Annotated in this window: 12 protein-coding genes; all 12 read right to left on the reverse strand. The window is 45.4% G+C overall.

The annotated features are described in order from the left end of the window. Positions 1-147: 147 nt before the first annotated feature. On the reverse strand, positions 148-2,250 hold the full coding sequence (pnp, locus tag G9G57_RS20950; protein ID WP_016820985.1) for a polyribonucleotide nucleotidyltransferase: 2,103 nt from the start codon (positions 2,248-2,250) through the stop codon (positions 148-150). Between the two features lie 214 nt (positions 2,251-2,464). After that, positions 2,465-2,734, reverse strand: coding sequence for a 30S ribosomal protein S15 (gene rpsO / locus G9G57_RS20955; RefSeq protein ID WP_007430074.1), 270 nt, complete (start codon positions 2,732-2,734; stop codon positions 2,465-2,467). Positions 2,735-2,866: 132 nt separating this feature from the next. Next, on the reverse strand, positions 2,867-3,805 hold the full coding sequence (locus tag G9G57_RS20960) for a bifunctional riboflavin kinase/FAD synthetase (protein ID WP_016820984.1): 939 nt from the start codon (positions 3,803-3,805) through the stop codon (positions 2,867-2,869). 167 nt (positions 3,806-3,972) lie between these two features. Next, positions 3,973-4,911, reverse strand: a complete 939-nt coding sequence (gene truB, locus G9G57_RS20965; protein WP_017427943.1) for a tRNA pseudouridine(55) synthase TruB — start codon at positions 4,909-4,911, stop codon at positions 3,973-3,975. Beyond that, a complete protein-coding gene (locus G9G57_RS20970) occupies positions 4,908-5,885 on the reverse strand; it encodes a DHH family phosphoesterase (RefSeq protein WP_016820982.1) in 978 nt (325 codons plus the stop codon). The genes truB and G9G57_RS20970 overlap by 4 nt, the downstream gene beginning before the upstream one ends. Before the next feature lie 49 nt (positions 5,886-5,934). Next, on the reverse strand, positions 5,935-6,285 hold the full coding sequence (gene rbfA, locus G9G57_RS20975) for a 30S ribosome-binding factor RbfA (protein WP_013370723.1): 351 nt from the start codon (positions 6,283-6,285) through the stop codon (positions 5,935-5,937). A 20-nt stretch (positions 6,286-6,305) separates the two neighbouring features. Further along, a complete protein-coding gene (infB, locus tag G9G57_RS20980; protein ID WP_017427942.1) occupies positions 6,306-8,834 on the reverse strand; it encodes a translation initiation factor IF-2 in 2,529 nt (842 codons plus the stop codon). Beyond that, on the reverse strand, positions 8,827-9,150 hold the full coding sequence (locus G9G57_RS20985; protein WP_007430068.1) for a L7Ae/L30e/S12e/Gadd45 family ribosomal protein: 324 nt from the start codon (positions 9,148-9,150) through the stop codon (positions 8,827-8,829). The genes infB and G9G57_RS20985 overlap by 8 nt, the downstream gene beginning before the upstream one ends. After that, a complete protein-coding gene (gene rnpM / locus G9G57_RS20990) occupies positions 9,143-9,451 on the reverse strand; it encodes an RNase P modulator RnpM (RefSeq protein ID WP_007430067.1) in 309 nt (102 codons plus the stop codon). Before rnpM ends, G9G57_RS20985 begins: the two co-directional genes overlap by 8 nt. 23 nt (positions 9,452-9,474) lie before the next feature. After that, on the reverse strand, positions 9,475-10,572 hold the full coding sequence (gene nusA / locus G9G57_RS20995; RefSeq protein ID WP_016820980.1) for a transcription termination factor NusA: 1,098 nt from the start codon (positions 10,570-10,572) through the stop codon (positions 9,475-9,477). A 101-nt stretch (positions 10,573-10,673) separates the two neighbouring features. Beyond that, positions 10,674-11,135: a ribosome maturation factor RimP gene (gene rimP, locus G9G57_RS21000; RefSeq protein ID WP_013370719.1), complete on the reverse strand. Its 462-nt coding sequence runs from the start codon at positions 11,133-11,135 to the stop codon at positions 10,674-10,676. A gap of 314 nt (positions 11,136-11,449) precedes the next feature. Beyond that, entirely contained in the window at positions 11,450-15,766 is a 4,317-nt protein-coding gene (locus G9G57_RS21005; RefSeq protein WP_017427941.1) for a PolC-type DNA polymerase III, read from the reverse strand. Positions 15,767-15,897: the final 131 nt, after the last annotated feature.

The following is a 15,897-nucleotide window of genomic DNA, read 5'->3' on the forward strand; positions in this document are numbered from 1 at the left end:
CTCTTGGGTGCAGCTTGTGCATATGTATGAAAAAAGAGCCAGAAACGTAGCTCTGCCTCTTTCCAAAAGCTTAATTTATGCTATTCAAATCCCTTATTCTGTACAAACGTATAGAATCCCTATTACAGTAGTTCGCGGTCTCACAACCTAGGACTTAGCAGGAGCTTCAGCCGTCAGTACTGCCTTACGGGACAAATTGACGCGACCTTGCTGATCGATTTCAGTTACTTTCACCGTAATCGTATCACCAATAGCAATGACATCTTCAACTTTGGCTACACGCTCAGTAGACAGTTGAGAAATATGAACCAGACCATCTTTACCCGGTAAAATTTCAACAAATGCGCCGAATTTTTCAATTCGTTTGACTGTACCGATGTAAATCTCGCCGACCACGACTTCTTTTACGATACCTTCAATAATGGAACGCGCCTTCTCATTCATCTCTTGATTTGTAGAAGCGATGAACACACGACCATCTTGTTCAATATCGATTTTCACGCCGGTTTCTTCGATGATCTTGTTGATGATTTTACCACCAGCTCCAATAACATCACGGATTTTGTCCGGGTTAATGTGCATTGTCATAATTTTTGGAGCGTACGGAGACAATTGCTCACGTGGCTTCTGGATCGCTTCCATCATTTTGCCAAGAATGAACAAACGTCCTTCTCTGGCTTGCTTGAGCGCATCCTGTAAAATATTGCGGTCAATACCGTCAATTTTAATATCCATTTGAATGGCAGTTACGCCTTCCGCTGTACCAGCAACTTTAAAGTCCATATCGCCCAGATGATCTTCCATACCTTGGATATCTGTCAGTACGGAAACATGATCTCCATCCTTAATCAATCCCATGGCCACACCTGCAACTGGAGCTTTAATCGGTACACCTGCATCCATCATAGCCAGTGTGCTTGCACAAATACTAGCTTGTGAGGTCGATCCATTCGATTCCAGTACTTCGGAAACCAGACGGATCGTGTACGGAAATTCAGTTTCGGAAGGAATTACTTTGGAAAGCGCACGCTCACCAAGAGCACCATGTCCGATTTCACGACGACCTGGCGCGCGCAAAGGACGAGCCTCACCTACGCTGAATGGAGGGAAATTGTAATGATGCATGAAGCGTTTGGTTTCTTCCAGATCAATACCGTCTAGAATTTGTACATCCCCTAGAGCACCAAGAGTACAAACGCTAAGCGCCTGCGTTTGCCCGCGTGTAAATAAGCCTGAACCGTGCGTACGCGGCAAAATGCTAGTGTCACTTTCAATTGGACGAATTTCGTCAAGCTTACGACCATCAGGACGCACTTTATCATGCGTAATCAGACGACGGACTTCTTCCTTAACGATATCATAGAGAACTTCGCTCACATCACTCAAAAGCTCAGGTGTCTCTATGTATTGTGCTTCAAAATGGGCAACGGTCTCTTCATTAACGGCATCAATCGCCTCTTGACGGGCATGTTTTTCTGCAATTTTAACAGCTTCCACCAAACGATCAGCTGCATAAGCACGTACTTCACTGTTCACTTTTTCATCAACAGCATGCAGCTTAACCTGCATTTTCTCTTTACCTGCTACTTGCACCAATTGTTCAATAACTGCCACAATGTTCTTAATCTCATCATGTCCGAACATAATAGCTTCGAGCATAACTTCCTCTGGAATCTCATCGCCTTCTGCTTCTACCATCATAATGGCATCTTTTGTTCCAGCTACAACGAGATACAGATCGCTTGCGTTCTGCTGTGCAATATCTGGATTAATTACAAATTGTCCGTTTACACGACCTACAGCAACCCCGCCAATTGGACCGTTAAAAGGAACATCCGAAATACTGAGTGCTGCCGAGGTTCCAATCATGGCTGCAATTTCAGGTTCACAATCCTGATCAACACTCATGACTAGGTTTAACACCTGCACATCATTACGGAAACCTTCAGGGAACAATGGGCGAATTGGACGGTCTGTCAAACGACTGGATAAAATCGCCTTTTGACTCGGGCGTCCTTCACGCTTAATAAATCCGCCAGGAATTTTCCCCACAGCATACAATCTTTCCTCATAGTTCACGGTCAGCGGAAAAAAGTCCAAATCTTTCGGTTCACGGGAAGCGGTCACAGTACACAGCACAACTGTTTCTCCGTAACTCACCTTAACTGCCGCATTGGCTTGTTTTGCAAGACGTCCTGTTTCAAGCACCAGCTTTCTTCCGCCGAGTTGCATTTCTACGCGTTGCTCCATGGTATCCCTCCATTTCATTTCATTGTAAAAGTTCTATACACATCCAGTATTTCCTGCGCAGGTCTTATTCATAAGAAGCTCACAGACAAAATAGGATATGTAATTCAAAAAAAGATTCCTCATTTCAAAAAAGAACCCGGCTGCTGTCCGCCGTCGCCTTAGCAGGGACAAGCGGTGAACAACCAGGCTTCTTTTCTCATTACATGTCTGAAAATTAACGACGCAGTCCGAGACGCTCGATCAACGCACTGTAACGTTTAACATCAGTCTTCTTCAGGTAAGCCAAAAGTTTACGACGCTGACCGACCATTTTCAACAACCCGCGGCGGGAGTGATGGTCTTTCTTGTGCGAACGAAAGTGACTTTGCAAGTTGACGATGTTTTCAGTAAGGATAGCGATTTGTACCTCAGGTGATCCTGTATCGGATTCATGAGTTTTGTACTCCTCGATCAATTGCTGTTTACGCTCTTGAGTCAATGCCATCCTGTTCACCTCCTTCATTATAATCGCCATTAGCCTCGTAACCGCCGGTGAAAGCGGACAACCAAGCTAAGGTTCATCGTTGTTTACACAACATAAGTCAGTATAACACAGCGCCTGTCTTATGTAAATAAATTAGCCCAACAGCTTTTTAGCCGTTTGTGCGTCATTGCCAATTTGGCTGATCAGCTCATCCACTGAAGAGAATTTGCGTTCAGGACGGATGTAATGGTGAAGCTCAACAAGCACAGGCTCCCCATAAATTTGTTGATTAAAATCAAAAAGATGTACCTCAAACGACGGATTCAGCACACCTTCATGAAACGTAGGCTTAACTCCTACATTCATTACACCATTTATCCAATGATCACCCACGAGCGCCCGTACAGCGTACACACCCTTAACTGGAATGACATATGAATCATCCAGCTTGAGATTAGCTGTCGGAAAACCAATTGTGCGTCCGCGCTTCTCTCCATCCATCACAGTACCCTGGATACGATAAGGGCGTCCCAACCAGCGTGACGCATGTGCTAAATCCCCCGTCTGTAAAGCACGGCGAATGCCGGAGCTGCTTACCTTATCCCCATCCAGTTCGAACGGTGGTACAGTGTAAACAGACATCAGCTCCCCTCCCAGCTTCCGAAGCGTATCCTCATGCCCGGCTCCCCGGTGGCCAAACCTAAAATCAAAACCTACTACCGCCGTTCGAATTTGTAATGGAAGCAGCACGTCTGTTATAAAAGCCTCCGGGCTAACCTTGGAAAACTCTTCGTTAAAACTTAAAATATAAAGTACATCCACACCCATATCGGACAGAATAGTCTGCTTATCCGCAAGCGGTGTTAAATAACCTTCATAATCGCCTTTTTTCATGACTTCCTTCGGATGAGGGTGAAATGTCATGACAGATACTGGCACATTCTGTTCATGAGCGAGCGCGACAGCCTTACGTATTACGCTTGCATGTCCCAGATGAAGGCCGTCGAACTGGCCGATCGCCGTGACTTGTGGACGTCCCCATTGCTGCAATAACTCATCACTCAAAGGATAAGATAACGATACGGTAATCATATTCATTCACCTGCATTTCACATCATTTGACTAACTTCGTCAAAAATTATAGCACAATTCAAGGTGAAAAACGTCTATCAGCATAATTTCACGGAAGCCAAGCCGTGCCTTGGGGAAGATATCTGGCGTTTATAGTATGGTTCAGCACCGCTGTAATTTTATAAATTCTATAAACTTAAAAAAACTTTAATTGGGGCGATTGCACCTGATTCATCCCGTCCATATATGCCTAAAAACGTTTTATCCTCTTTATATAATCGGAAAGGTTGGTTGTCTGTCACTGGTGGTGTAATCATACTCAGCGACAGGCGTTGGCCTTGCAGAGCTGCAGCTGCCTTAGCTTCAGCCACTGTATGCTCAGGCATATAGTCAATCGCTTTATCGGTGGCGATAAGCCGCTCACCCAGGCTACCCTCGGCTACATAGCGCTCAATTTCTTCAAATGTTAAACAATGTTCCGCAGAAATTCCCGCAGACATCGTTCGCTCCAGCTTAACCATTGTTGAAGGATATCCCAATTCACGGCCAATATCAACACATAGTGTACGGATATAAGTACCTTTGGAGCACAAAGCACGAAAAGAAATATCCACATGCGGCCCCATCTTCGCAAATCCTGTCATTTCCAGCTCATAAATGCTCACTTCACGGCTTTTACGCTCCACAGTTTTGCCTTCTCGAGCCAGCTCGTATAGACGTTTTCCATCTATTTTGAGAGCAGAGTACATGGGTGGGACTTGGGAGATCGTACCAACGAAACGTTCCAGAACCGCTTTGGCTTCCATTTCGGTAACCTCAACCGGACGTTCGCTCTCTTCTGTAATTGTCCCAGTCAGGTCTTCGGTATCAGTGGCAATGCCTAATCGCAGTGTAGCCCGGTATTCCTTGGGCCGCTCTTGCATGTACTCCACCACTCGGGTGGCGCGTCCCAGACACAAGGGCAGAACACCAGTTACCTGCGGATCTAGCGTCCCAGTATGTCCGATTCGCTTCATCCCCAGTAAACGGCGAGCCTTGGCCACGACATCGTGAGAAGTAAATCCAGCAGGTTTATAGACAGGTAGAACACCTTCCCAAGTTGCCTGTCCCTTCTTTATTGGGTTCATAGCTCAGACTTCACCCGCCCTACAACGGTCTCAATGATATCTTCTAGCTTACCCTCTAGCCGACAGCCAGCCGCACGTACATGACCACCGCCTCCGAACGATTGAGCGAGCGCAGCTACATCAACGTTCCCTGCCGATCTCAAACTTGCCTTGGTCGCTTGATCATTAATAACTTTAAAGAAAATGCCTACTTCAACCCCACGAATATTTCTTGGATAATTCACGATACCTTCCAAGTCCTCATTTACAGCACCGCATTCCGTCATATCATCAGGTGTTACAACGACCCAAGCAACTTTACCATCCTCTGACATCGTGAGCGTTTGCAATGCTTTGGTCAGCACTTTCATTTGGGGAAATGTCATTTCCTCGAGCAATTTCTCGGACAAAAATGGGCCATCAACACCATAAGCAAGTAGTTGCGATACCGTAGACATCACTTTCGGTGAAGTGTTGGAGTAGCGGAAGCCTCCCGTATCCGTTAACAACCCTGTATATACAGCTGTTGCTACTTCTACATCCCAAGTTACTGCAAACTTTTCCAATAAATCAAAAAGAATTTCCGCTGTTGCCGCAGCATCTGACTTAATCACATTAATTGCACCATAAGCGTCGTTCGTTGGATGATGATCAATATTCAGAATAATGGCATCTTCCGTAAAAAACTGCTCTGTCAAACCAACACGACGGTAATCCGCACAATCTACACAAATGATTCGGTTGTATTTCCGTTCTGGCGGTTGTTGACTCATATCCATAATCTCATCGGCATGCCATAAAAAATCCATGCGTTTAGGAATAGGTCCCTCATTCAGCATGGTAAATTTCTTCCCCAGACATGAGAGAAGCCAGCCCACCGTTACGGTGGAGCTGACTGCGTCTCCGTCCGGCTGTACATGCGATACGATCAGGTAATCATCATGCTCCAGAATAAATTCCTTCGCTTGTTGAAGCGCCTGTTCATAGGTATGCATTGCCGTCTCCTTTACATTCAGTTATGGTTCTTCAGACTAACAAAAATCCCTATTTCTCATCCTTGTCGATATCACTCAACAGCTTTTCAATTCGGCTGCCATAAGCAATAGATTCGTCAATTTTGAAAATCAGCTCAGGAATATGGCGAAGCCGTATCCGTTTGCCAAGTTCAGAACGAAGATAACCGTTCGCTTTGTCCAGCGCCTTTAGAGAAGAAGTTTTTTGTTCTTCATCTCCAAGTACGCTCAAGTATACTTTCGCTTGGGACAAATCGTTTGTGACATCGACACCAGTCACCGTAATAAAACCGATACGTGGGTCTTTTAATTCGGTCTGTATGAGTAGGCTTAGTTCTTTCTTAATCTGTTCGCCAACTCGACCTGTACGTATTTTAGCCATGGGTGTTCACCTCTCTGCCGTTAGCGCTCCACTGTTTCCATGACGAACGCTTCAATAATGTCGGATTCCTTAACATCATTATAACCATCAAGGGTGATACCACATTCGTAACCTTGGGCAACTTCTTTTGCGTCGTCCTTAAAGCGTTTCAGTGAGTCGATTTTACCTTCAAAAATAACGATACCGTCACGGACCAGACGTGCTTCTGCTGAACGAGTAATTTTACCAGACGTTACCATACAACCAGCAATCGTACCGACTTTAGTAACTTTAAACACGTTACGAACTTCAGCGTGACCAATCACATTTTCTTTATATTCAGGGTCCAGCATGCCTTTCATAGCCTGCTCGATTTCTTCAATGACATTGTAAATGACGCGATGTAGACGAATGTCCACTTTTTCAGCTTCTGCTGTAGACTTCGCCTGATTATCAGGACGAACGTTAAAGCCAATAACAATGGCATTGGATGCCGCAGCCAAAATAATATCGGATTCAGTGATTGCACCTGCACCACTGTGAAGGATTTTGACGCGTACACCTTCAACTTCAATCTTGTTCAAGGAGCCTTTCAGCGCTTCGACAGAACCTTGTACGTCACCCTTAATAATGACATTCAGATCCTTCATCTCGCCATCCTTGATGTGTTGGAACAGGTCATCCAGCGTTACGCGGGTATTACTGCCCAGATCGGATTGACGTTGTGTAATCGCACGTTTATCAGCGATAGCACGAGCTTTACGCTCATCCTCGAACACCATGAACGGATCGCCTGCAAGTGGAACTTCTGTCAAACCAGTAATTTCAACTGGTGTGGAAGGACCTGCTTCCTTAAGACGACGGCCTTTATCGTTGACCATGGCACGTACACGTCCGAAGCAGTTACCTGCTACGAATGCGTCGCCGACTTTCAGTGTCCCGTTTTGAACGAGAATACGGGCTACAGAACCGCGACCTTTATCCAGCTCAGCCTCAATAATAGTACCACGTGCCCGTTTATCAGGGTTCGCTTTGTACTCATTCACTTCAGCTACGAGCAGGATCATTTCGAGCAAGTCTTCCAGACCCATTCTTTGTTTAGCGGAAACGTTAACGAAAATTGTATCGCCGCCCCACTCTTCGGGCACCAATTCATATTCTGTAAGTTCCTGCTTTACTTTGTCCGGGTTGGCATCCGGTTTGTCGATCTTGTTTACAGCAACGATTATTGGTAGACCTGCTGCTTTTGCATGGCTAATGGCTTCAACCGTTTGTGGCATAACACCGTCATCAGCTGCAACCACAATAATCGTCATATCTGTTACTTGAGCACCACGTGCACGCATAGCGGTAAAGGCTTCGTGACCCGGTGTATCTAAGAAAGTGATTTTTTTGCTGTTAATTTCAACTTGGTATGCACCAATGTGCTGTGTAATACCACCAGCTTCGCCACCTGTTACATTCGTGGAGCGAATGGCATCCAGCAAAGTTGTTTTACCATGATCGACGTGACCCATAATGGTTACAACCGGTGGACGTGTTCTCAAATCCGCTGGATCATCATTTTCTTCCACAGTTTCAAAACGATCTTCTTCCACTGGGATTTTCACTTCTACCTCGACGCCAAAGTCACCAGCAAGCAAGAGAATGGTATCCATATCCAGTTCTTGGTTGATGGTCGCCATTGTTCCGAGCATAATTAGCTTCTTGATGACTTCTGACGCATCCTTATGAAGAAGCTTGGCTGTTTCACCAACAGTCATCTCACCACGCACAATAATTTTCTTAGGCGTGTTGTCGATTTTCTCGCGACGCTCCTGTTGTTGACCTTTACCACGGTTGTTGAATTTGCCGCCACGATTGTTTCCACCGCGGTTGTTGCCTCCACGGCCACCGTTACCACCCCGTCCTCCGCCTTGACGGTTATCGTCAAAACGTCCTTGACCGAAACGGTTACCGCTGTTGTTGGAGTTACCACCTGTACGGTTGCCACCACTGCGGTTGGAATTGTTGCTTCCTGCGGAAGAAGAAGTTCTTACTGCCGCACCACCCTGGCTGCTTCCCTGAGGACGCGAACCTGTGTTATTGCTACCGGTACGCTGTTGTCCTCCCTGCTGTTGACCATTACTGCGGTTCTGAGTGCCTTGCTGGCCGCTTGGTCTACTAGAACCTTGTTGACTGCGGTTTTGACCGCCCTGCTGACTGCTTTGCGCTTTTGGAGCGCTACTTCGGTTACTGTTTTGGTTGTTGTTTGTCCTATTCATACTTACCTGCTTTTCCTGTTGATTTTTGGTTTGCTCCGTTGAATGATTACTATTCTGGCTTGAACCGGTCTGATTCGAGCTTACTTGCGCCGTGCCTGCTTCGCCTTGCTTGACCGCAGCATTGGATTTAATATTCTTAAAAAAGTTTTCCACTTTACCTACGGCATCATGTTCCATGACGCTCATATGGTTGTTTACGGGAATATCCAGCCGTTTAAGAATGGTGATAATTTCTTTGCTGCTCATGTTCAACGATTTGGCGTATTCGTATACCCGCACTTTGTCTTTGCTTTCTTGTTTACTCAATATACTCCACCTCCGACATTATCCCCGCATGTTTCATGATCAATTTCGCGAATCCTTGATCCGTCACAGCCAGCACGACCCGTTCAGGTTTGCCGATGCTGCTTCCCAAGCTTTCCCGGTCAAATCCTATCAATAAGGGGATTTTGTACGTCCCGCATTTGTCGCGGAATTTCTTTTGAGTATTCATTGAAGCATCTTTCGCAAGAATGACCAGCTTGGCTTCTGAAGACCTGATCGCTTTATAAACGATCTCATCACCTGTTAGCAGCTTGCCAGCTCTCATGGCAAGCCCCAATCCAGACAGCGCCTTATTCATCCTGCACGCTGCCTTGTGCCGCCAGGAATTCTTCCTCGACGGCAGCAAAATCACGACTTAGCTGCTCATAAATATCAGGATGGACCGAGTGCTTCAATGCTCGATCCAGTGCCTTGCTCTTTTGAGCCAGCTTGAAGCAGGCGGCTTTGCCGCACAAGTAAGCGCCGCGTCCCGACTTTTTGCCAGTCAAGTCAATCAACACTTCGTCTTCAGGGGTTTTGACGACACGGATTAACTGTTTCTTTGGCATCATTTCATGACAGGCGACACATTTGCGCAAAGGTATCTTTCTCTGTTTCATGCATTAACCCCCCTACACTCCGCTTAATCTACAGAAACGGAATCCTGATGCATTTCATCGGTGGATGTTCTCGGTCTGCCGAGCTCTTCCTCCGCCTGTGTTTCACTCTTAATATCAATTTTCCAGCCAGTAAGCTTAGCAGCAAGGCGAGCATTTTGCCCTTTGATACCAATAGCTAGAGAAAGTTGATAATCAGGTACTATAACGCGAGCCATTTTCTCTTCTTCAAATACCTGTACTTCAAGCACCTTGGACGGACTCAAAGCATTAGCCACGTATTCATCAACATTATCAGAATAGCGTACAATGTCGATTTTTTCGCCACGCAGCTCGTTTACAATGGTCTGCACCCGCGTTCCTCTTGGTCCCACACAAGAACCTACTGGATCAACCTCGGCGTTACGAGAATGAACTGCGATCTTAGAACGGAAGCCTGCTTCACGCGCTACGGAACGAATCTCTACAACACCGTCAAAAATTTCAGGTACTTCGAGTTCGAACAAACGCTTAAGCAGACCCGGATGTGATCGGGACAGCATAATTTGCGGTCCTTTGGTTGTGTTCTCCACCTTGGTAATATAAGCCTTAATCCGATCCAAATGGTTGAATTTCTCATTAGGCATCAGCTCGCTCAACGGAAGAACTGCTTCCACCTTGCCAAGATCAATATAAATATTACGTGGGTCTTGGCGCTGTACAGTTCCTGTTACAATATCCTCTTCCTTGTCCACAAACTTGTTGTAGATCAATCCCCGTTCCGCTTCGCGAATGCGCTGAGTCACAACCTGCTTCGCTGTTTGTGCAGCAATCCGTCCAAAATCACGTGGTGTGACTTCAATTTCAGCGATATCCTCCAACTGAAAATGTGGGTTGATCTCACGGGCTGCTGGCAACGAAATCTCGGTGCGAGGGTCCAATACCTCCTCAACGATCAGCTTGCGGGCATATACCTTAATGACTCCCGAGTTGCGGTTCATATCAACACGCACGTTTTGTGCGGTATTGAAATTCCGTTTGTAGCTGGAAATCAGGGCTGCTTCAATGGCCTCAAACAGCACGTCCTTACTGATCCCCTTTTCTCTTTCCAACTCGTTCATTGCTTCAATAAAATCCATACTCATGGATTACTGCTCCCCCTTTCAAATGATGGCACCTGCGTACTGGTCGGCACACGAGGCAAAAAACATGTAGTACATGTCAAACAGCAACAATCAAATCTGAATTAAAATATGATCGCGAGCCTTGCACCAGCTACCTTGTCATAAGGTATGGTATGCTTCTTTTGTCCGCTTTGGACGGTAAGTTCCCCATCTTCAAAAGAAAGCAAACGGCCTTCGAATTCCTTCAGACCGTTAATCGGCTCGTATGTAGTAACGAATACGTTTTTGCCTACCGCTTTAGTGACATCCTCCGCTTTTTTCAGCGGTCTTTCGGCGCCTGGTGAAGACACTTCCAGAAAATATGCTGTAGAAACAGGGTCATTTTCATCCAGCTTTTGACCCAAATATTCACTGATCATACTACAGTCGTCCAGATCAATTCCTCCGTCTTTATCTACAAAAACGCGAAGAAACCAATTGCTACCCTCTTTGACATACTCGACATCGACCAGTTCAAAACCATGCTCATCGAGGTAAGGTTGGGCCATTTCTTCTACTACTGATTTGATCTTTGGTGTGCTCAAAGATTATAACCTCCAAAAGTGAACTTTCCTGTGGTGAAAAAGAGATACCCTCTTACTGTGGGCAATGCTTCTCCATCACCGGCATTTTCATTTTCATTTGATGTAATGTTCATTTTGGGCTCACTGCAAATAAACCGGCGTACCGGTTGCCTGCCCAAAAATAACCTTTTTTCACGTTGTACCTGTATATCAAACAGTAAAGAGTGGGTTTCCCCACTCTTTTAGCAACGGTTTTATCTCCATGATTACCAAAAAAATTATAACATAACCGTAGTTATGTGACAAGTGCCAGAGCTTGACTACTGTGGTTCAGATTAAAACAGAGACAGCTGATTACTCTCTGGCAGACCTCGAAAGCAACCCATTTGGGACAGCATTTCGACAATGGTTTTACTAGCCTTCGATTTCTGTTGAAAATCCTCAACGGACAAAAATTCACCCTGTTCACGGGCCGCTGCGATGTTACGTGCTGCATTATCTCCAATACCCTGAAGAGCTCCGAACGGAGGAATGAGCGAGTCCCCGTCCACTTTGAAACGAGTAGCTTCGGAACGGTACAAATCAATAGATTTAAAACTAAACCCGCGAGCCGTCATTTCCAAAGCCATCTCCAGAATTGGAAGCATCCCTTTTTCTTTAGGTGGAGCCTGAAAACCAAGCTGCTCAATTTCGACAATCTTCCGTGCAATCGCATCATACCCTTGACAGCACAGATCAATATCAAAATCGGCCGCACGTACTGAGAAGTAAGTTGCATAATACTCGATCGGATGATACAGCTTGAAATACGCTGTACGCACTGCTGAAATAACATAGGCTGCAGCATGCGCCTTCGGAAACATGTACTGGATTTTTAGACAGGAATCAATGTACCACTGCGGCACCTTGCATTTTTTCATTTCTTCAATCCATTCGGCACTAAGCCCTTTACCTTTACGTACGCTCTCCGTAATTTTAAAGGCCAGACCTGCATCCATCCCCGCCTTGTAAATCAAAAACAGCATAATATCATCCCGACAACCAATTACGGTCTTGATGTTACATGTATTATTTTTAATCAACTCTTGTGCGTTCCCCAGCCATACACCCGTACCGTGAGACAAACCGGATATTTGCAGTAAATCGGCAAAAGAACTCGGCTGCGACTCTACCAGCATCTGGCGTACAAATTTGGTCCCCATCTCTGGTACACCATAGGTGGCAACAGGCGTGCGGATTTGCTGCGGTGTTACACCGAGTGCCTCCGTGGAGTTGAACATGCTCATCACCTTGGGGTCATTCATTGGAATGGTCGTAGGGTCAACCCCGGTCAAATCCTGAAGCATTCTCATCATGGTCGGATCATCATGGCCCAGAATATCGAGCTTGAGTAAGTTCGCATCAAAAGCGTGATAATCAAAATGCGTCGTTTTCCATTCCGAGCTCGTATCATCAGCCGGATACTGTACTGGTGTAATGTCCTCGACCTCAATATAATCAGGAACAACAACGATCCCGCCCGGATGCTGTCCGGTACTACGTTTTACACCCGTACAACCAGAAGCCAGCCTGTTCAGCTCGGCTCCGCGCCATTTTTTATGATGTGCCTCTTCATATTTTTTGGCAAATCCAAACGCCGTTTTCTCAGCTACTGTACCAATAGTTCCTGCACGGAAAACGCTTTTTTCACCAAACAATACTTTCGTATAATTATGGGCAACAGGTTGATATTCACCAGAGAAGTTCAAGTCAATATCGGGAACTTTATCTCCTTTAAAACCGAGGAACGTTTCAAAAGGTATATCCTGCCCCTCACCCTTGAGCTTGCCACCGCAATTTGGACAGTTTTTATCTGGCAAGTCAAAACCGCTTGGAACACTTCCATCCAAAAACCATTCGCTGTGTTTACAGTCAGAATTACCGCAAATATAATGGGCGGGCAGCGGATTTACCTCAGAAATACCGAGAAAAGTAGCAACTACAGAAGAACCAACAGACCCCCGTGAACCTACCAAGTATCCATCCTGGTTAGACTTTTTAACCAGACGTTCAGAAATGAGATAGTTAGCGGAGAAACCGTATTTAATAATAGGTTCCAATTCTTTTTCAAGGCGAGCTACAACAACCTCAGGTAAGGATTCACCATAAATGGATCGAGCCGTCTCATAGCATGTATTGCGAATTTCCTCATCTGCTCCGTCCAGTAATGGCGTAAAAAGCTTGTCAGGGAACAGTTCCAGTTCTTCAAAACGCTCTGCCAGCTCGCTAGTATTTGTCACAACAACTTCATACGCTTTTTCCTCACCCAAAAACTCGAACTCTGCCAGCATTTCATCCGTTGTACGTAAATGAGCATCTGGCTTTCGGATATCCTTTAGCGGGCTAAATCCAGTAATGCCGTGAATGGTAATATCACGGTACAGCTTATCGCGAGTTTCCAAATAGTGAACATTGCCTGTAGCAATCACGGGCTTATCAAGACGTTTTCCTATTTCGCATACTTTACGTATGGCCGTTTTTAGTGCATCAGGCCCGCTTACCAGTTGCTTTTCCACCAGATGCATATACATCGTCAAAGGTTGAATTTCCAACACATCATAAAACTGTGCAATCTCCTCGGCTTCTTCCTCGGACTTGTTTAACACGGCCTCGAAGAATTCTCCTTTTTCGCAGCCAGAAATAATAAGCAATCCGTCTCTCATCTCAGACAATTTCGATTTAGGAATACAAGGCACACGCTTGAAATATTCGGTATGAGACATAGAAACCAGCTTGTACAGATTTTTTTTACCAACCGGATTGAGAGCATAAATGCAGCAGTGGAAAGGACGAACAGTCGATAGGTCCTTTCCCACATAATCATTCAAGCGGTCGAGCATTTTAAAACCCTTAATTTGCTCTGCATCGTTTAGTAGTCCGTTTAACACTTCTGCCAACGCAACTGTATCATCAATAGCCCGGTGATGGCTTTCCAACGCGACTTTATATTTAGTAGTCAGTGTGTTCAGACGGTGATTTTTCAACGTAGGAAACAGCAAACGAGCCAGTTCCAGCGTATCCAGCACCGGATTGGTCATTTCGGGCAAACCCATCTTTCGAAGAGTGGCCTGGATAAAGCCGACATCAAACCGCGCATTATGAGCAACCAATACTGCATCACCAGCAAAAGCTACGAACTCCTTTATAACAGGTTCGACATCCGGCGCATCCTTGACCATTTCATCGTTAATGTTGGTCAGTTGCTGAATGTTGTAGGGTATACGTTCATGCGGATTGACAAAGGTTGCATAACGATCAATTTCCTTGCCCTCATGCATTTTAACAGCAGCAATCTCAATGATTTTATTTTGTGTAACTGACAAACCGGTGGTTTCAATATCAAAAACGACATAAGTCGCTGTTTTCAAATTTAAAGGCTGTGCCTGCATTACAACCTCGACAGCATCATTAACTACATTGGCCTCAATGCCGTAGATCATTTTAATGCCGTTCTTCTTTGCAGCCTTAGCAGCATCAGGGTAGCATTGCACACCGCCATGATCTGTGACCGCAATCGCTTTGTGCCCCCATTTGGCGGCTGTTTTGACATATTGATCAATCGAGGCGACAGCATCCATGGCGCTCATCTTTGTGTGTAGATGAAACTCAACCCGTTTTTCCGCTGCATTATCCTTACGTCCGGGTGGAGCCTGTACTTCAACTAGATCGGAAGGAATCATAACCAGCTCAGGAATTTGCATAAAACGGTCATATTCAACTCGTCCCCGCACTTTGACCCATTTACCGTTAGCCAACAGACTGAGAATTTTTAGATCTTCTTTAGTTTTAGCAAACATTTTCATTTGCAAGGAATCACTAAAGTCTGTCAAATAATACGTAAACAACGTACTGCCATTGCGCAATTCTTTACTGTCCAAACCGAAGATTGTTCCTTGTAGGGTGACTTTCTTCTCTTCGTCCTGAATCTCTTGCATCGGAATAGCGGGTTCTTTGATGTCATAACCAAATTGAAGCCGCACGTCCCCTTCTTCTTCTTCCAAAGGCGGCATTTCAGCTTCCATACTTTCCATCATCTGCTGAATGACTTCGCGTTCTTCCTGCATTTTCTTTTCCTGGAATTCCTGTAATGCCTCCTGGTTACTTTCACCCACCTGAACTTTAATACGCATAGAGAGCCCGAAATATTTATCGTAAAACTTAATAATAGCTTGATCTATCTGCTTTTTACGCGCTAGTTCCAATGACATACTATCGCTCATTGTTAGTAATAATAGACCGTCTTCCCACTCATGCACAGCCCGGTTCATCCAACCGTTAACAGATGGAATTTCACGGTGCACCCACTCTAAAAAAAGCTTCCAGTATTCACCGATAATATCACCAGGTTGAACCTGCTCACTGTACTGAAAGCGGAATGTGATTTTAGCGATATGACTCATTTTTTCCTGTACTTGAATACAGAACGTACGATACACCTGAGCGGGGACCAGTGTCTCCTTGGCAATAGTGATATTCCAATCCTTGTTGGTACGGCTAATCTCAACCTGATCGATCCAACCGTCCAAAAAATAAGGATCCACCACTCCTGCCGGCATTACAACCTGCTTCATTAGCAGCTCCAGCCGCTTTCTCTTTTCTTCAGCTCCGCCCATGGCTCTCCCCCCGATTTCCAATCTACCTTTCTGAAAACATGAAAAGCTTCTGCGTCTAAAACATCTCCGACCGCAAAAGCTTTTCGTAGCCTTCTTCAACCCTCATCACAATAATATAGATAGTAGTCCGG

Source organism: Paenibacillus sp. EKM211P, from assembly GCF_011066175.1.
GTDB classification, from domain to species: domain Bacteria; phylum Bacillota; class Bacilli; order Paenibacillales; family Paenibacillaceae; genus Paenibacillus; species Paenibacillus polymyxa.